Annotated in this window: 16 protein-coding genes and 2 pseudogenes; 9 read left to right on the top strand and 9 right to left on the bottom strand. The window is 41.1% G+C overall.

Translation table 11 applies throughout. The features are described from left to right. Nucleotides 1–165: 165 nt before the first annotated feature. Nucleotides 166–666 (top strand): annotated as a pseudogene (locus NR121_RS24135) (Fic family protein); the annotation flags it as partial. A gap of 266 nt (nucleotides 667–932) precedes the next feature. Here the strand turns inward: NR121_RS24135 and NR121_RS24140 are convergent. Next, on the bottom strand, nucleotides 933–1,463 hold the full coding sequence (locus tag NR121_RS24140) for a hypothetical protein (protein ID WP_256832058.1): 531 nt from the start codon (nucleotides 1,461–1,463) through the stop codon (nucleotides 933–935). 184 nt (nucleotides 1,464–1,647) lie between these two features. Between NR121_RS24140 and NR121_RS24145 the strand changes: the two genes are divergently transcribed. The 4 genes from NR121_RS24145 to NR121_RS24160 all read left to right on the top strand — a co-directional run bounded on the left by NR121_RS24145 (nucleotide 1,648) and on the right by NR121_RS24160 (nucleotide 6,120). Next, on the top strand, nucleotides 1,648–2,343 hold the full coding sequence (locus NR121_RS24145) for a response regulator transcription factor (RefSeq protein ID WP_137670975.1): 696 nt from the start codon (nucleotides 1,648–1,650) through the stop codon (nucleotides 2,341–2,343). Then, complete coding sequence (locus NR121_RS24150) at nucleotides 2,336–3,340, top strand: sensor histidine kinase (protein WP_062410034.1); 1,005 nt, start codon at nucleotides 2,336–2,338, stop codon at nucleotides 3,338–3,340. Before NR121_RS24145 ends, NR121_RS24150 begins: the two co-directional genes overlap by 8 nt. A 94-nt stretch (nucleotides 3,341–3,434) precedes the next feature. Further along, on the top strand, nucleotides 3,435–4,196 hold the full coding sequence (locus NR121_RS24155) for an ABC transporter ATP-binding protein (RefSeq protein ID WP_062411076.1): 762 nt from the start codon (nucleotides 3,435–3,437) through the stop codon (nucleotides 4,194–4,196). Beyond that, nucleotides 4,186–6,120, top strand: a complete 1,935-nt coding sequence (locus NR121_RS24160) for an ABC transporter permease (RefSeq protein WP_062410035.1) — start codon at nucleotides 4,186–4,188, stop codon at nucleotides 6,118–6,120. Before NR121_RS24155 ends, NR121_RS24160 begins: the two co-directional genes overlap by 11 nt. A gap of 61 nt (nucleotides 6,121–6,181) precedes the next feature. Here NR121_RS24160 and NR121_RS24165 read toward each other — a convergent pair whose 3' ends face one another. The 6 genes from NR121_RS24165 to NR121_RS24190 all read right to left on the bottom strand — a co-directional run bounded on the left by NR121_RS24165 (nucleotide 6,182) and on the right by NR121_RS24190 (nucleotide 14,253). Beyond that, entirely contained in the window at nucleotides 6,182–6,730 is a 549-nt protein-coding gene (locus NR121_RS24165; protein ID WP_054819939.1) for a cupin domain-containing protein, read from the bottom strand. Nucleotides 6,731–6,977: 247 nt separating this feature from the next. Beyond that, entirely contained in the window at nucleotides 6,978–7,850 is an 873-nt protein-coding gene (locus NR121_RS24170; RefSeq protein ID WP_062410036.1) for an AraC family transcriptional regulator, read from the bottom strand. A 358-nt stretch (nucleotides 7,851–8,208) separates the two neighbouring features. Then, entirely contained in the window at nucleotides 8,209–9,933 is a 1,725-nt protein-coding gene (locus NR121_RS24175) for an L-lactate permease (RefSeq protein ID WP_062410037.1), read from the bottom strand. A 267-nt stretch (nucleotides 9,934–10,200) separates the two neighbouring features. After that, nucleotides 10,201–11,436 carry an MFS transporter gene (locus NR121_RS24180; RefSeq protein WP_256832062.1) on the bottom strand — a complete coding sequence of 412 codons (1,236 nt, stop codon included), beginning with the start codon at nucleotides 11,434–11,436 and terminating at the stop codon, nucleotides 10,201–10,203. Nucleotides 11,437–11,819: 383 nt separating this feature from the next. Then, a complete protein-coding gene (locus NR121_RS24185) occupies nucleotides 11,820–12,560 on the bottom strand; it encodes a LytR/AlgR family response regulator transcription factor (protein WP_062410039.1) in 741 nt (246 codons plus the stop codon). A 1-nt stretch (nucleotide 12,561) separates the two neighbouring features. Next, on the bottom strand, nucleotides 12,562–14,253 hold the full coding sequence (locus tag NR121_RS24190; RefSeq protein WP_256832063.1) for a LytS/YhcK type 5TM receptor domain-containing protein: 1,692 nt from the start codon (nucleotides 14,251–14,253) through the stop codon (nucleotides 12,562–12,564). 255 nt (nucleotides 14,254–14,508) lie between these two features. On the opposite strand from NR121_RS24190, the gene NR121_RS24195 reads away from it, so the two are divergent. From NR121_RS24195 to NR121_RS24210, 4 genes and pseudogenes are all read left to right on the top strand, one after another. Next, nucleotides 14,509–15,828, top strand: a complete 1,320-nt coding sequence (locus tag NR121_RS24195; RefSeq protein WP_137670928.1) for an MFS transporter — start codon at nucleotides 14,509–14,511, stop codon at nucleotides 15,826–15,828. A gap of 272 nt (nucleotides 15,829–16,100) precedes the next feature. Beyond that, nucleotides 16,101–16,355: an AbrB/MazE/SpoVT family DNA-binding domain-containing protein gene (locus tag NR121_RS24200; protein ID WP_235594368.1), complete on the top strand. Its 255-nt coding sequence runs from the start codon at nucleotides 16,101–16,103 to the stop codon at nucleotides 16,353–16,355. Then, the gene (locus tag NR121_RS24205; RefSeq protein WP_074727730.1) at nucleotides 16,352–16,759 is read left to right on the top strand and encodes a type II toxin-antitoxin system death-on-curing family toxin; all 408 of its coding nucleotides are present in this window, start codon (nucleotides 16,352–16,354) and stop codon (nucleotides 16,757–16,759) included. The genes NR121_RS24200 and NR121_RS24205 overlap by 4 nt, the downstream gene beginning before the upstream one ends. Nucleotides 16,760–16,839: 80 nt before the next feature. Beyond that, a pseudogene (locus NR121_RS24210) lies at nucleotides 16,840–17,097 on the top strand (transposase); the annotation flags it as partial. A gap of 175 nt (nucleotides 17,098–17,272) precedes the next feature. On the opposite strand, the gene NR121_RS24215 reads toward NR121_RS24210, so the two are convergent. Both NR121_RS24215 and NR121_RS24220 read right to left on the bottom strand, forming a co-directional pair. Beyond that, nucleotides 17,273–17,839 carry an RNA polymerase subunit sigma-70 gene (locus tag NR121_RS24215; RefSeq protein WP_256832065.1) on the bottom strand — a complete coding sequence of 189 codons (567 nt, stop codon included), beginning with the start codon at nucleotides 17,837–17,839 and terminating at the stop codon, nucleotides 17,273–17,275. Then, nucleotides 17,805–18,239 carry a hypothetical protein gene (locus NR121_RS24220; RefSeq protein ID WP_256832066.1) on the bottom strand — a complete coding sequence of 145 codons (435 nt, stop codon included), beginning with the start codon at nucleotides 18,237–18,239 and terminating at the stop codon, nucleotides 17,805–17,807. Before NR121_RS24220 ends, NR121_RS24215 begins: the two co-directional genes overlap by 35 nt. Nucleotides 18,240–18,648 lie beyond the last annotated feature (409 nt).

The raw sequence follows: 18,648 nt of genomic DNA on the forward strand, positions 1-18,648 counted from the left end.
TTTTTTTGCGCCTGCAGGTCACAAATTCTGGTTACACAAACTATTGTACATCATCAAGCTGTTTTGATCTGACCAAATTTACAATCACTTTTTAATATTTTTGTTTATTATTTATGTATTTATTTGTATTTATCATCACAAATAGGTTAGGATGATAAATTCGAAACTATCCATCCATTCCTCGATGGTAATGGGAGAATTGGAAGGCTCCTCATCCCTTTATATTTATTTAATAAGAAAACGATTGATTATCCTAACTTTTTTTTAAGTGAAGCATTGGAAAAGGATAAGCATAAATATTATCGATTTCTGAATGATACAAGATACAAGGGAGATTGGAATCAGTGGATCAAATTTTTTCTAGAGGCGGTCATACTTCAAGCTAACAAGAATATTCATTTAATTAATGATGTAAACCAACTGTATGAGCATGATCTGAATATAGCCCAATCGTTAATAAACAGTAGCAGTGTAAAAAAGTTGATTGATGCAATGTTCCAAAAACCAATATTCACCGTAAGCTCCATTTCTTCAACCGCCGAGCTATCAGAGGCAACATGCAGAAGGTACTTATCGATTCTGGAAGAACAGAGAATCATTTTTTCAGATGGTAAACAACGGTCTAAAACATACTACTATTACAACCTTCTCGATAAGTTACGTTAGCATACCCAATAGGAATCTATCATCCCGGATAGCAGTCAAGGTTGAGCTTTATTTGTGAGCTTGGCATAGCGTTTTTAACTGTACATGACCCTGCTGTGCCGTCGCCTTTCTCCTAGCGTCTCAGCACACGAAAAAAAATCACTGGCCGTCTGGACAGTGATTTTCGCATTTTATGGAGGGTACAGGTTCGAAAGTTTTCTTCAATTCTAATTTTACCTTCAAGCGCAGGATGAAAAGACAGCCTCAAACTTGAGGCCCCTTCCCATTTATACCGATAAATACCGAATCAAACCGAGTACAGCAAAGCAAAATAAGACCGTGCCCGCTCCGATGCCCGCAATCGCGCTGTTCGCTACCTGCAGCTTTGGAGCAATAATTAATGAAAGAATCGAGACCGCAACGAGAAGCGCCGCCAGAAGATATAAGCCGGGATCGTCAAAAACGCTTTTCAGGCCGATAAAATGGATTCCGACGATAAAGGCAATCCAAGGGGCAACAACATTTTGACGGTTCAATTTATGCAGCACAAAAGCGCCGGCGCCAGCCAAAAAAATTTCGATATAGACCGTAAGCAAATAATTGCGGAAAGCCGTGCCGTCCGACAAAACGGAAGGCGCATCCCAATGCTTCACGCTCAGATAGATGCCAGTCAGGCAAACAAGAAGCGCCGCGGCGGACGCCAAACCAATATATACTCGCCAGCTTGCTCTCGGTTTTTCTTGTGCCCAGCCGAACCAGACAAAACTGAACATGCCGAAAATGGCAGCATACATCGTGTAATCCCGGACATACTCCATCAAATCCCTCCTTTTATGCTGGACGGCACCACCTTCATTTCCTTTACATTTTACCATGATTCTGGATAACAGATGAAATCAGCCTGATTGTCTTCTTCAGCACACCCCGGGCATATATATAGCAAACAAAAAGGGATTACTTTAAAATTGATATGGAATAATGAGAAAAAGTGTGGTGAATCCATTGTTTAAAATCATGTTAATTGAAGACGATGCTACCTTATTTGATGAAATCAGAGAAAGGTTATCCCAATGGTCTTATGATGTATATGGAATCAAGGATTTTGGCAATGTCATTCATGAATTTACAGCGGTTAAACCTGATTTAGTCATTATTGATATCCAATTGCCGAAATTTGATGGCTTCCATTGGTGTCGGATGATCCGCTCCCATTCGAACGTTCCGATTATCTTTTTATCATCGCGCGATCACCCAACGGATATGGTGATGTCGATGCAGCTTGGTGCAGATGACTTTATTCAAAAGCCATTTCATTTCGATGTACTCATTGCGAAAATACAAGCGATTCTCCGTCGCGTTTATAACTATAGTACCGATCGAATGGAGCTGAAAACATGGTGCGGGGCAACCGTAGATTATGAGAATAATACGGTTACAAATGATAAAGCAACGATTGAACTAACCAAGAATGAAATCTTTATATTAAAACATTTGCTTGAGAAGAAAAACAAAATCGTCAGCCGAACAGAATTAATTAAAAGCTTATGGGATGATGAGCGTTTTGTGAGTGATAATACATTAACGGTCAATGTCAATCGTTTGCGGAAAAAATTGGATGCACTTGGTTTAGGCGGCTTTATTGAAACGAAAATTGGGCAGGGTTACATGGCTAAGGAAGAGGCAATCAAATATGATTAAAAAATATTTAATCGAAAGAAAAAGCTGGATCCTTCTATTTTTATTCATGCAAATATTTATCATTTTTGTCGCTTATCTTGATTCTGCCATTTCATTAAAGCCAATCCTCTATATTGTCTTTCTATTGATGATTATTTTTATCATTTTTGTCATCATCCGTTACAATAAAGAAACGAAATTTTATAAAAGTTTGGAAGGATGGGAAAACGACCTCGATTTAACAAGGATCATGGATGCTGAAAGTCCTTTTGAAAAAATGATTGAACAAAAGATCATCAACCAAACCAACCAGCTGAAACAAGTGGCTTCGCAAGATCGGCTAGCTTTAGAGCAGGAAAAAGATGAAATATTATCTTGGATTCATGAAGTCAAAACACCGCTAACAGCGATGCATTTAATGATTGACCGGTTAAACGATGAAAGAATGAAAGCACAATTGACATATGAATGGTTACGCATCCATCTGTTACTTGACCAGCAGCTTCATCAGAAGCGAATACCATTCATGGAAAATGATTTATATATTGAACATATTGCTTTAGAACCATTAATTTTCAAGGAGATCAAAGCTTTACAATCATGGTGTATGAAAAAAGGGATCGGGTTCGAGGTTCAGTTAGAAGCTTCCGAAGTGCTAAGTGATGCGAAATGGCTCGCCTTTATCATCAGACAGCTATTAACAAATGCAGTAAAATACAGCGATTCATCCGATATCATCATAAAAAGTTATTTGCAAAATGATCAATCCATCATGGAAGTAAAAGATTTTGGCCGCGGCATTGACCCGAAGGATTTGCCGCGTATTTTTGAAAAAGGCTTCACATCAACGACAGTGCATCAGGACAATGCTGCAACAGGCATGGGATTATACTTAGCGAAAAAAGTGGCTGAATCATTGCTAATCGATATTTCGGTAGAGTCGAAACTCGGAGAAGGTACGACGTTTACCTTAACCTTTCCAAAGAATAATGAATTTGTCCGTATCACAAGCATGTGACAAAATTGTCACATGCTTTTCCTATTTGTTCGATGAATCGAAGGAAAAATACAGAAAAGACCCTTATGATAAAAATATCAAGGAGGAACGCGATATGTATATTTTAGAAGCAACTAAAATTCACAAAAGCTATGGCAATAAATTCAATAAACAAGAAGTGTTAAAGGGATTGGACATTCGTGTGCAAAAAGGAGAATTCGTCAGCATTATGGGAGCATCCGGCTCAGGAAAAACGACATTGCTCAATGTTCTTTCCTCCATTGATCAAGTTAGTCAAGGAACAATAAAAATTGAAGGAAAAGACATTGTAGGCATGAAAGGAAAACAACTGGCTGAATTCCGGAAAAAGCATTTAGGTTTTATTTTTCAAGAATACCATTTACTCGATACACTGACAGTGAAAGAAAACATCCTGCTGCCTTTATCGATTACAAAAACAGCAAAAAAAGATGCCGAGCACAAATTTAAAGTGCTGGCAACCGAACTGGGCATTTATGAGATCAAAGACAAATATCCGAATGAAATTTCCGGCGGCCAAAAACAGCGGACTTCAGCAGCCCGAGCATTTATTCATGAGCCGAGCATTATTTTCGCCGACGAACCAACAGGTGCACTTGATTCCAAATCCGCATCTGATCTGTTAAACAAACTGCAAGAATTAAATCAAAAACGAAAAGCTACCATTCTTATGGTCACCCACGATCCGGTCGCAGCAAGCTTCTCAAGCAGAGTCATTTTTATTAAAGACGGGCAGATGTATACACTATTAAATAAAGGTGAAGAATCAAGACAAACGTTCTTTCAAGATATTATGAAAACCCAAGGTGTATTGGGCGGGGTGCAGCATGAGCATTAAACAATTTATATTTCGTAATCTGAAAAAAAATCTAAAAAATTACTATCTTTATGTCTTTGCCTTAATTTTTACCGTTGCCCTTTATTTTGCCTTTGTCACATTGCAATATGACCCGTCAATGGAGGCAACAAAAGGCTCGATTAAAGGTGCCGCTGCCATTCGAACAGCATCCGTATTACTTGTTGCCATTGTGACCATCTTTCTCTTATATGCCAATAACATCTTCATTAAACGGCGCAGCAAAGAAATTGGCTTATTTCAATTATTCGGCATGACAAAAGGCAAAATATTCTCCATTCTTACTGCCGAAAACTTTATCCTTTATTTCTGTTCCTTATTCATTGGAATCTTTATCGGATTTGCCAGCTCCAAATTATTGATCATGGTTTTGTTTAAAATTACAGCTGTGGATGCCATTGCAGCACTTACCTTTTCATCACAAGCCTTTATACAAACAGTGATTGTTTTTATTGTGATCTATATCTGTATCATGCTCATGAATTATGTATTTATTAAAAAGCAGAACATTTTATCTTTATTTAGAGTTACTTCAACAACAGAAGTGAAAAAAATATCCCTGCTTGAAATGATGATCGGGATTTTCGGTATTCTATTCATCATTTCAGGCTATTATCTTTCGTCTAAATTATTTGATGGCGACTTTACATCTACGAAAGAGCTTTTCCTTGCCATGATCTTTATCCTAGGGTCTGTCATTATCGGCACATACTTATTTTATAAAGGGACGGTTAGTTTTATTTTTTATCTCATTAGAAAAAAGAAGGATGGTTATTTAAATATTCATGAGGTATTATCTTTGTCATCCATTATGTTTCGTATGAAGTCCAATGCCTTGTTATTAACCATCATTACAACCATATCTGCCCTGGCCATTGGTTTGTTATCTTTAAGTTATATTTCATACTATTCGGCTGAAAAATCTGCTGAACATAATGTCGCTGCCGATTTTTCGTTGACGAATACCGAAGATGCAGAGCAATTTAAAGAAGAATTAGATGCAAATCACATTCAATACAGCGAAAAAGTGATAGATGTCATCCAAATAAATGCCAATGTAGGGCAAATATTGGATGTAAATGTAGATGGATTAAACGTTGATCCAAATGTAATGACACTTCCGGTAATCAGTGATCAAGACGTTGAAACCATCGATCTGTCTCCAGATGAAACTCTTTTTACCGGTTATTATGATTTGCTGCAAAAATTTATGCCACTGAAAAGTTCCGGTCAAATCGAATTCAAAGGACAGCATGAAGTCATACCGCAGAAATATTTAGGTTTAAAGAAGGAATACCTCATTTCATATTATTTCACAAGTGGCGGCCTGCCTGTTGCCATTGTGGACGAATCCATATTTCAGCGATTATTGAAGGATCTCGACCCGGCGATTCAAAAAAAATCATCCATTTATATTGGCATTAATATTCAAGATGAAACAAAGATTGAAGAAGCGAATGAAATTTATCAAAAAATGACTTTTAATGGTAATCATGATTCACAGCTTGCCATGAGCAATCATCAGAAACAAACAATGGGGATTATCATGTTTACCGTTGGCTTTTTAGGCTTAACTTTCCTCATTACATCCGGTTGTATCCTTTATTTTAAACAAATGGATGAGAGCGAAAACGAAAAATCCAATTATACCATACTAAGAAAGCTTGGCTTCACACAGGGGGACTTGATCAAAGGAATTCAAGTAAAGCAAATCTTTAATTTCGGAATTCCTTTAGTCATGGGGCTGCTTCATAGCTATTTTGCAGTCCAATCGGGATGGTTTTTATTTGGCACAGAGGTTTGGACACCGATGATTATGGTTATGGTACTATATACCGCATTATATTCAATTTTTGGAGTACTGTCCGTCCTCTATTACAAAAAGGTCATTAAACAAGCACTTTAGTATAGTAGATAATAAGCTCCGGGCCAAAAGGCACTGGAGCTTTTTCTTCACCAAATCAGAATTAGTAATGGCTTTCTTCAGCAGCCATGGCCACTGCTTTGGTTTCATGAACTGTTCCAAAAGGATGGTGAGGCGGCGCGTAGATCGAGTAAAGCTTAAGCGGCCTGTTACCTATGTTCGTTACATTGTGCCATGTTCCAGCGGGAATCATGATCGCATAGCCATCGTAGACTCTTTCTTGAAAGTTCAATTCTTCTTTGCTTTTGCCCATCTGGACAAGACCCTGGCCTTCTTCAATTCGCAGAAATTGATCGACTGTCGGATGAATTTCTAAACCGATATCTTCCCCGACATTGAGACTCATCAAGGTAACTTGCAAATGCTTTCCTGTCCATAAAGCCGTACGGAAGGTGGTGTTTTGCTTAGCAGCCTCTTCAATATTAACGACAAACGGCTTAGTTCCATAATCTTTTAATTTAACGTTTCTATAGTACGGATTCCTGTGATTATTCCAATGATTATTACTCGAATTGTAGTAAGGATATCCGTTATAACTCCAGTAATACACTGGATTATACCATTGACCGTATGAATTGTGATACACGCTCATTCTCCTCTCATAATCCATTACTCTTTTTATCCTATGCTGTTGCCCATTTATAGGTAACTCATGTGCAAAAAGTGAGCTCAAGATCCTGTATCCGCACGAAGATTAGACCGAAAGCCATTTTGGGGCTAAATTTCGCCGTTAATTGGCCCAATAAAAAATCGGCGAACAATGACGATTAAGATTCGTCACCATCGCCGAAATGAGGGCTCTGCTCATGAAATAGCTATATATAGGGTCTTGCCCTTAATTATTTTTTCAATACCGGTATCCATATTTCGCTTTTAAAAGTAGGTGAAGTGATATCCTTACTCTCATTCCACAAAATTTCCGGTCCCTTTGCCAGCTCATAGCTTGCAGAAGGAAACCATTCGGAATAGATGCGTCCCCAGACATTCTGTAATGTATCGGGAAACGGTCCGACAGCTTCGAATACAGCCCAAGTTGAGGCGGGAACCTCCAGCTGAGCCAGGTGATCCGGACACTCCTTGGTTGTAGCCACGCCAATATAATGGTCAAGCTCCCCTTTTTCCTCCATCCGGCCCTCGGAAAAATTCGTGGATGCTTGTAACAGCCCCAAAGGCTCAACATTCGAAAGCTTCTTAAGCTGATCGATGGCTTCCTCATTTAAACTTTTAAACATCGATGTAATCTCCGGATTCACTCCGTTAAATATGATGGGAACCCTTTTCATGATGCCTACTATACGAAATGGTTCTTTCTCTACGATACGATAGTTCATGGCACTTCCTCCTTGAATGGATAATTGAAAGGTCATGCGCGGATAGGCTTTTAATAATGAGCCCTGATGTTTGGCCGCGGAAGGCGGAATACCATGCAAGCCCTGAAAGGCCCGGGTAAAAGCATCTGCCGAGTTGTACCCGTATTTTACCGCCGCATCAATCACTTTGATGTCACTGGTTTGAAGCTCGAATGCTGCAAGCGTAAGGCGTCTTCGGCGGATGTATTCCGACAGCGTTATGCCCGCAAGAAATGAAAACATTCTTGAAAAGTGGTATTCCGAGCAATAAGCCAGCCCTGCCGCTTCCTTTAGGTCTATTTCGCCAGTAAGGTTTTCTTCGATGTAGTTTAAGGCTCTATTCAAGTTTGCAAGCAAATCCATTCATATGACCTCCCTTTATGAACAGCATAACAGAAGCCGGATGAACCTATCCGATAATTCATGCACGGTTATGCAGGGTTTTCTCTTCAAAATGCTGTCAATAAACGATATATTTATCTAGCCGATGGGCTAAAAGAAACCCTCGTGCTCGGGTATTATCTGTAATTATCTTAGACCCAATTCTTCTTGTGCAAGCTAACGAAGGTAAAATGGGAGTACCCTGGCTTCCTCAGTCGGTTTCTCCGTTGTTTTAATGACTCCAGATGACGCAGGACCGAAGGAGGGTTAATATAAAAAAATCCGTATCAATTATGATACGGATCCGTAACGATTATAATAAGTTTTTTTCTTAACTGTCCTAATAGGAAGGAATCATCCATGGGAACACGTAGGCTTGCAGCATGACCAAAATCCCCATTAATGCGGCCAAAGCGATACTATGGAAAAAGACCGCCCGGAAAATAGGTCCTACAGCATTTGCCCCTTCCGTTCGATTTTCATAGCAAGCTGCAGTTGCCACGACAATGCTTTGGGCATCAATCATTTTCCCCATAACTCCGCCCGTTGAGTTAGATGCAGCAATAAGAACAGGATCAAGCCCTAGTTGTTTCGCGGTTATGGTCTGCATACTTCCGAATAATGCATTGGAAGAAGTATCGCTCCCCGTCAGAAATACTCCGAGCCATCCGATCATGGCTGCAAAGAATGGGTAAAAAACACCTGTTTTGGTAAAGGCTAACCCAAGAATCGCATCTAAACCTGAATATCGCGTCGTATAACCTAAACCTAATACCAATGCGATTGTAATTAAAGGCGTTTTCATCCGTTGCGCCGTCCTTACGACCGATTGTTTCCATTGGTCTTTGCTCAAGCGGAGGAAGAGGCCGCTGAGTACTGCCGCAAAGAACACCCCTGTTCCTGCTGCAGAAAGCCAGTTAAAGTTATAAATGGCGGCTTCAGGAACGGTTTCCGTTACAAGCGGCGGGCCGCGGAATACCAGTTTATCCAAAAAGGGCACCGGGATGGCATATAAGGATTTAATTCCAAAAAGATGGATTGAGTTTAATAAATTTTTCCATTGCGGAAGTCCCCACAAGAACACGAAAAGCGTAAGAATCGCCCAAGGAGCCCAAGCCTTTGCTACTTGTCCGGATGTATACAAAGATGTTTGCTTTTCTAACGATTGGATTTCTTCCTCTTCTCCAGGAAGATAAAATTTGTTTTTCGGCTGCCATACTTTAAGAAGCAGCACTAAGGCGATCAATGAGATAATCCCAGCAATGATATCGACCAGCATGGGACCGACATAGTTTGAAACGGCAAATTGGGTGATGGCGAAGCTGGCACCCGTTACCACAATGGCCGGCCAAATCTCCCAAACCTGTTTCCACTTCCCCTTATGCATGAAAACCATGGTAGCAATCAGCCAAAACGGGACAAGAATCGAGAAAAATGGAAGCTGTCGCCCAGCCATCGCAGATAAGGCCATTTCAGGCAGCCCGGTGACATTGGCCAGAGTAATGATGGGGGTACCCAAAGCTCCATAAGCGACGGGTGCCGTGTTAGCGATTAGACACAGGACAGCTGCCACCAAAGGGCGAAATCCAAGCCCGGCCATCAGGGCCCCTGCAATGGCTACGGGAGTGCCGAACCCTGCCGCTCCTTCAATAAATGCCCCGAAGGAGAATGCAATGAGGAGTGTTTGAATACGTCTGTCCGAAGAAAGTTGAACTACAGAAGATTTGACAATGTCGAATTGGCCGCCCACTAATGTAATCGTATACAAAAACATTGCCGCGACAACAATCCAGCCAATTGGCATCAATCCAAAGAACGATCCATAGCCAAAAGCGGCTATAGCGGATGACACCGGCATATCTACCAGCCAAATCGCCATGAAAACGGTTACAATTGCTGCTATCAAAGCTGCCTTGGGTGCTGAAATTCCATAATGCTTTTTGCCTAATTTATCTTTATGGGGATGCAGGGCCAACAGATACAATAAAGTTAAAATGGGTACGGCTGCTAGCAGAGTAGATAAAAAGGCATTACCTATCGGATCATAGTGCTGATGAAATTCCAAGAAATATCCCCTCCTAATTATTATAGTTTACATATATGAGACATCTTTTTTGTTTAGCACATGCAAAACCGTCAGAATATTAATTCTATTCATAGGGTCTCAAGTTACCCTTTGCTTTTAAATGAACATTAAAATAAGCCGTCCAATGACGGCTTAAGATTGGCTATGTTCCTTTGTTGTCTTCTTCTTGCACGTTTTTTTGCAGGAGGATTATGTCTAGTCATTCTAATGGTTTTACCGCAAAACATCTGATCCATTTACTTTGGGTCACTGCTCTGACTCTTGCGGGTGATCCAGTTGTTTCATTGCCGGAATGAACAGACAAAGCACCGCAAGCCCGATCATCATGATACCTGTTAGCATAAACCACCGATTCACACCGATCTGATCCGCAAAAACACCCGAAATGACCAAGCCAAGGGGCATGGCCAGAGCCATCACGCTCCCAAACAATCCAAACACTCTCCCCAAATACTCCGGCTTAATCTTTTCCTGGAATAATGCGATCTGCACACCATTATAAAATGGCCCGGAAAAACCCATCATGGCGCAGCATGCCATAAAAGCGATGAACCCGCTGGTGGGCAATAATCCTGCAATGGATAAGGCAGCCCCCATAACAAATATGGAGGTGATGATCGTAAGAACCCGCTTTTTGAAGCCTCCCCATGCGCCAAGCAGCAAACCGCCTACCAGCATGCCTACAGCAAAAACAATTTCCGCGGCGGATGCATGTTTGATCGTTCCCCCGAAATAATCCATTGTCATTAGAGGAAATAACGCATTGATAGGCATAAAAGCAAAAATGTATATCCCGCCAACCCAAAGAAGAGCCACCAAGCCTTTATGATGCTTCAACGCATCATATCCTGCTTTCAGTTCTTCCGCAAATCCGCTTTGTGCAGCGGACTCCTTGGCTTCCGGCTTCGGAATTGTAATCATCGCGACCGCAATGCAAGCGATCATCGCACCTAAAACATCGAGCAAAATAACAGCATTCAGATCCCACATCGAGTATAAAAACGCTGCTGCCGCCGGACTTATAATATAGCTGGCCGATTGCAAGGACTGACTGTATCCAGCGCATTTGGCCAATTGTTCCTCCGGTACGATCAAAGGCGTTGTCGCATTGAGTGCAGTGGAATGAAAAGCCGTACCTATACTGCGAATAAACAGTACCATCATGATCACCCAGACAGGCAGTTCCATATAGAAAGCAACGACGGCCAAAGCCGCAGCTGCCGCCGCAATGATCATATCAGCCACAATCATTACTTTTTTGCGGCTCCAACGGTCGACCAAAACACCAATCATGGGCCCCCCAAGCGCTTGAGGTAAAAATCCAACCAGCGTTGCCATGGAGAGCACCATGGCCGAGCCCGTTTTTTCGGTCAGATACCAAATCATCGCCATTTGAAGAATAGCACTGGTAATCAGTGATACAGCTTGCCCCGTCCATATGGTGAAAAAACGACGTTTCCAGTTTGCTTTTTGATGATTCATATTTTATTTCTCCTCGCATTTTTATTGGTTGTTTATTGATTTTTAGGCAATAAAAATGCAGGCCTTAAGTCCACATGTACGGGCTTCGGTCTGCATACCAATGAAAAGGCATAGAGAAATAAAAGGCATAAGCTGATTAAAGCCAATCCTTCACCTATCCATGTTTGATCCCATTCATTAAAATAAGCACGACAAAAAAGCCCATAAAATATGGAAAAATCTGCTTTTTTATTGCCGTCTTATCTTAAGCGAACGGAATGCATGGATAAGCTAACCTCCCTTATAAAAATCGCTATTATCCTAACATGAGATATGGTTATTTGTCAATTCGCTATCCGTGGTCAGCTTGGGAGCGGGTTGTCTTCGCCGCAGCCGCAAACAAGTTAGAGCTTCATAATACTTTTAAATTCTTTTATTTTTCCTCTGCTTACTGGAACCTTTGTGCTGTTGGCGTCATTCATCTTTACTAAATACGTACTGTTAAACCAGGGAATGATTTCCGTTATGAATTTTAGGTTGATCATATAATTTCGGTGAGATCGAAAAAAATAACCCGTTTCATATAAAACCAATTCCAATTCATTGAGAGACATTTCGCACTTTTCTATGGAATCTTTAGTGGAAATGTATAATTCTTTGTCTTTGACAAACGCAAAAGTGATTTCACTTACTTGAATCGGTTTTATGATGTTGTTTTTCCGTATACAAATATGACCTTCGAGCACTGGCGGCGCTTTTTCCAATTTAATTTTTGTCTTGGCTTGAAGAGATTTCACTTTTTTGATGGCATCGTCCAATCTGGATTCCGATATAGGTTTTGTCAGATAAGCGATAGCGGGCGTATTAAAAGCTTCTAACGCATGTTCATAAAAAGCGGTTGAAAAAATAATGAACGGTGGATGAGTCATTTGATTTAACCTCTTGGCGAAATCCAAGCCATTCAACTCCGGCATTTGGATATCCAGAAAAAGCAGATCAGGCTCGTCGCTAATCACTTTGGAAAGGGCTTCAACGGGATTGTGATGGATCGAGACAATTTGAATATCGATATATTTTTGAAGCAGGAATGCCAACTCGGAACAAATAGCGGGTTCATCATCCACAATGATGGTTTTGATAAACAAGTTAGATCACATCCTCTTTTAGTCCGGTCATTGGAATTTCAAATGTTACGATCGTACCGGCTCCCGGTTCACTTTTAATATAAAGACCATACTCTTTCCCGTATATCGACTGTAATCTGCGGTGAATATTAGAAAAACCTATTCCCTTTGTTTGGTGATTTAAAATTTCCGCCAACCTGTTCTCGTGAATTCCGATTCCATTATCTTCGACACGGATTTGTACATGATTTCCTTTTTTACAAACGTTAATCGATAACAAGCAGTTATTCATTTTTGGAAATAAACCATGATGAATCGAGTTTTCAATAATAGGCTGCAATGTAAGAACCGGCAATTGGATATTCAATAAGGATTCGTCGATTTCCATAATCACCTGTAACCGGTTTGCGAATCTGACCTTTTCAATCTCTAAATACGATTTTATACCATCCAACTCTTCTTTCAAACTGTTAAAATTGTTCTTATTATTCAGATTTCTCCTGAAAATGTCGCTCAAATTGCCCAGCAGGTTTCTTGCAAGCTCGGGATTGGTTCTGCAGTAAGACATGATGGTGCTTAACGTGTTGAAAAGAAAATGCGGTTTAATTTGTGCCTGCAGCGCATTTAATTCCGCTTGCTGCCGCATTTTCGTTTGTTCTTCTATCTCCGCAAGTTCAATTTGTACCGAAAGCAGCTTCGCTAGTCCGTCAACAAGATTGAGGTAGGTTTGGGTTCCTTTAAATGAATTTTTATAGTAAATCTGCAAGGTTCCAACCGGTTTGCTGTTACGAACCAATTTTGCGCCTACGGCTGATTTGAAGGGGAAGCTACGATGGAAATGTGCCAGTTCTTTATCCAGAGAAAGGAGCCTTATATCATTTTGTTTGAGGACAGCTTCTGTGACCTGTGAATAAATTGCCTTTCCATCAAGACCACTGTCGTTTCCAACCCCTGCTATGCTTAATGTTTTATCACAATCCGTGATGACGACAGCATCCACATTGGCAATTTCATGAATGATCTCCGCTGTTTGCTTCGCGGACGTTTCATTGAGACCTGTTCTAAGATGGGGGAGGGTACGACTGGCGATACTAAGCGCAAGATTGGCCGCCATAGCCCCGGATTGATCCTGTAAAAGTTTAATGCTCCTAAAAATCCGGGTGAAAATCATCACTCCCAAGATCGTTATAATGGTCGTAGGTACAGCTATTTTCAATTCCAATGCCAGCGCTGCTGTAAATGGTTTGGCTATGAGCAACACTAGGATCTTTTGAATCATTTCTGCTGTAAGCCCTAACATAACGATGTGCTGCCATTTCATTTTTAACATATCGTATTTGATGCCTGTTACCCCTCCCAATAAACCGCAAAATACGGTAGAAATGGCACAGGCCTCGGCGGTAAATCCACCGATCGTATATCTATGGATGCCTCCTATGATGCCGGAAATGACCCCAACCACAGGCCCTCCTACAAGCCCTCCTACGACAGCACCGACAATCCTCGTGTTGGCCAATGCATCATCGATCAGAACTCCATGTTCTGTTCCAAGAATGGATAAAAAACCGAATATGGCTGAAAGGATGACCGTTCGCTTCCAATCATCTCTCGCATAAATCAAGAGTCTAAAATAATTCAATTGACCAATGAATAGAGAGATGAGAGCCACTATGACTACATTCTCAAAGAGCCTTAGCAGGATGTTTAATTCCATTGGTCCTCCCCCTTCTTGCATTTCAGAATAAATAGACGGCAAATCAGCTGCTATTTTTGAATACTTGGAAACAATTAATGGATTAAATTATTAACGAAAGATACTATTTTGTAGTATAAAGAACACTTCTAATAACTTCAACTGGTAGGTGTAAGCGTTACACATATCGATTATTGATGCAAGCGAAGGCTCAAATAATAATCAACATTTGCACCTGTCGAAGAAACCGGTTACTTTTTGAAGGAGGAATGAATCATGTCTCAACCCGCTGGGGCGGCAAGGAAGGGAAGTATTGCAGGCAACATTTTTAAAGGTTCGGTTGGAAACCTGATCGAATGGTACGACTGGTACGTTTATGCTGCATTCTCAGTTTATTTTTCATCACAGTTCTTTCCTAAGGGAGACCCGACAAGCCAGCTCCTCAATACAGCGGCGATCTTTGCCGTAGGCTTCTTAATGCGCCCGATCGGAAGCCTGTTGCTGGGCCGATACGCCGACCGTCATGGCCGCCGTGCTGCGCTGACGCTTTCCATCTCTGTCATGGCCGCCGGTTCCCTGATTATTGCCTGTACCCCTAGCTACAGCTCCATTGGCATCATGGCTCCCATTATTTTGGTTCTCGCCCGTTTACTTCAAGGGTTGTCGTTAGGCGGAGAGTATGGAACCTCGGCAACGTACTTGTCCGAGATGGCCAGCAGAGGCCGGCGCGGCTTCTACTCCAGCTTCCAATACGTCACACTGATTGGAGGCCAGTTGGTGGCGCTGGGCGTCCAAATCGTCCTCCAGCAACTACTCAACGAAGCCGAAATGCATGCCTGGGGCTGGCGTATTCCTTTCATCATTGGAGCGCTGGGAGCGCTGGCTGTCTTGTGGCTGCGCCGTTCGATGGACGAATCAGAGCAGTTTTCCAAAATGGGTTCCGAAAGCAAAGCAAAAGCCGGGACTATACGAGCCTTGATGAAGCATCCTAAAGCGGTACTGACCGTGGTCGGATTAACACTCGGCGGAACCGTCGCCTTCTATACTTATACAACGTATTTACAAAAGTTCATGGTGAATTCGGTAGGCCTCCCCAAGGAGGTTGTCAGCTGGATCAACTTTATTGCCCTGCTGGTATTCGTCGTACTTCAGCCGCTCGCCGGCATGCTGTCCGACCGGATCGGACGGCGTCCGCTGTTGCTTTGTTTCGGTATCCTCGGTACTTTGCTGACAGCGCCACTGTTCTTTATCATGGAGAACATGAAGAATCCTATCGGTGCTTTCTTGCTCATGTTGGCGGGTCTCATCATTGTTACCGGGTACACTTCGATCAATGCCATCGTAAAAGCCGAGCTTTTCCCGACAGAAGTTCGCGCTCTTGGTGTAGGCTTCCCGTACGGACTTACCGTCGCGATATTCGGCGGGACCGCGGAATTCATCGCTTTGTGGTTCAAGAGCATTGGCATGGAGCCGCTCTTCTACTTTTATGTGGCTGCCTGCATTGCAGTGAGTTTCTTCGTCTACTGGCGTATGGACGAGTCTTCCAAATCGTCCCACATCGAAGCCGAGCTTGACCGCAAATATAGCGTATCTTAAGTAATTGATTTGGAAGAATTGACTTTCAATGGCAGCTAAAAAAGGCCTGCCACCTACTATAAACTGTGACCCACAAGAAGGAACTTTGCAAAAAGTGACCCTTTGTGGGTCATTTGTGTTTTAAGTAAGGATGGGGGCCAAGTCAAAAATGGGGAAGTAGAACCGGGTGCTTTTTAAGTCCAATCATTACTTAACGTTGAATTTCGAAACAACAAATATATAATTGTTATAACAGTTGAATATGATGATAAGGAGGGATTTCATTGAATAGGATGATTGGGATGGAACGAAAAGTGACAAAGTTCGGCAACAGCTTAGGCATAACCATGACTGATGCTCTAAAACAAATTGGACTGGATCAAGGAGATACGGTCAGTATCGATGTAAACCAGGCCACTGGAGAAATCATAATTAAGAAGTCAACCAAAGTATCGTTACCCGAGGGAATCAGTGAAGATTTTATGAGATCCCTGGCAGATGTTATAGAGGAATACGATCAAACTTTACGAGGTCTAAAAGATAGATGACGCATTCTCGTTTCTTATCCGTCCAAGAAGTTATAGCTATTAATCTCGCTATGATTCAACGCTATAGTCCAGGTGAGCAAGTAGGAGTAAAAGAACCTGGGTTACTCGAATCCGCAGTTCTTCGGCCACAATCTTCTGCTTTTGGAAACGATGCTTACCCTAGCATTTTTGAAAAGGCGGCCGCTTTGTTTGAATCGCTCGGACAAAACCATCCATTTCACAATGCAAATAAACGCACTGCTTTTACTACACTCGTCATTTTTTTACGCTACAACGGGCTGTACTTTAAGATGGATCCCAAAAAAGCCGAAGATCTCACGGTAGATATGGAAAACCATAAGTATGAATTTCAAGATTTGGCTTCTATTATTCAGGCACATTGCGTCACCATAACCGAATCGTAAGAAGATGGTGCCAGACTCAATATTGGACACGGAGAACCGAGAGTGCGAAAATAAAAGCATTCATAATCGAAGTGTCCGACATGACGAACAAGTACGACAAAGAATTCAAACTACAAACCGTACGACTGATTCAAGAAGAAGGGAAGTCGGCGGCGCAGGTAGCCCGCGAAATGGGCTTGCATGAGAATATGCTTTACAGATGGATCGCCGAGTTTAAACAAGACGGCAGTCAAGCATTTACCGGTAGTGGGCAACTGAAGCCGGAAGACAAGGCCATGCGTGATCTTCAGAAGCGGATTCGTGATCTGGAAGAGGAAAACGAAATCTTAAAAAAGGCACCGGTTACGAGAAGCATACACCGTTCAGTCAACTGGCTGAATTACTGGGGATACCAATATGAAAATAGTATAACGTTGGATTATTTATAGTGGATCGTTTTCAAATGATCAATCCACGATTTTTGTGTGCAACTATAGTGGAAGTTTTGTCGAATCAAGATAAAGTAACCGGTCTTCATAAAACTTGATTAACCAATCCCACATAGATCATAAATTTACTCTGAATACGTTTTACTATAGATTGCACTTGTGGGAGGGAGATCCTGAGCTCATTAGATACCTTAAATACATCACGGTCTTCCAATAAAAGAAGAACAACTTGCTTTTCTATTGGCGACAAATTTTTTATAAAACAATGCACATCAAAAATAGTATCATCATGCGGGACTGATCTTAAGAAGTCGGATAATGTGGACGATGCATTATGGGTAACCAGCGGGGCGTCTAGGGAGAAAATAGATTCCAGTTTTTTTGCTGCCCATGCTTCTTTGTTTTTCTGCTTCATGATTAATCTAAGTTGTAATAACATGTACTCTTCAAAACATCCATACTGTATTCTATATGTGCGGATAGCATGAATTAGTGCAAGTGTACCTTCGGCAATCCGGTCCTCTGGCTCCAATCCTTTATAGGAGCCTTTACATTCCTGAATGACAAGTGAAATATAATGTTTAACGACATCATCTTCAGTAATTTTCGCCATTACTTTATTTGTTTTTTGGAAGCATGGCTCTAAGTCCATTTTTTCTTGGATTTTTGGGAGTCTTTCTCAGAGTGGTTGGTGCTGGAGTAGAAGGGACTAACGTAGCTAACCACAGCTCATCCATTTTTTCAACTAAATAACTTGCCGGCAGACGAATCCCCCGTTTTTCAATCAATTGAACCAAATGAGGATCTTTAATCATTCCATTCTTAGGAACACGATATCCCTTCTCAGGAACCTCTGCCAATCCAAGACTTGTCCCATCTAAGTTTATCCCAATTTTAATATGTTTAGGGACAGATTCACGTAGTTTTTTATTCAAATAGATACCGTTCTCGTTTGATACCTTTATAGAAAAAACTGGTCTAGGGGGGCTAGGCAAAAACCACTCAAATTGATGGATATCAAATTCTTTATTTCCGTAAAAATAATTGGTCATAACACCTCTCCTTTGTTATTAAATTCATAATTTTCTGACTAATATTATAATTTCATTTTAACTACTTTGTCAAATTTAGAAATATACATACATCGAACCCTATATAATGTAAAAATTTACTTAAATTGATAAAGTAACGCATCTGTATTATTCTTAAATTGTCAGATATCTATCTGTGGATTGAAATGATGTTTGTATTTTTTGTAAGAATGCTAAAAAGGCTACCTTAAAACAGCAATCCTCTGTCTAGGTAGCTTTTTTGATTGCGACAGTGTACCCCTTTATTGATTTTCTAATATCAACAATTGCTATTACAATTGAACATGATTTAAATAGTTTTAAAGCTTTGATGTTGCTAACCCGCATGCCCAGCTTCGCAACAAGAAGAAGGATGGCATAATCTCTCTTT

This window comes from Paenibacillus sp. Pae15, assembly GCF_024519685.1.
Lineage (GTDB): Bacteria > Bacillota > Bacilli > Paenibacillales > NBRC-103111 > Paenibacillus_G > Paenibacillus_G naphthalenovorans.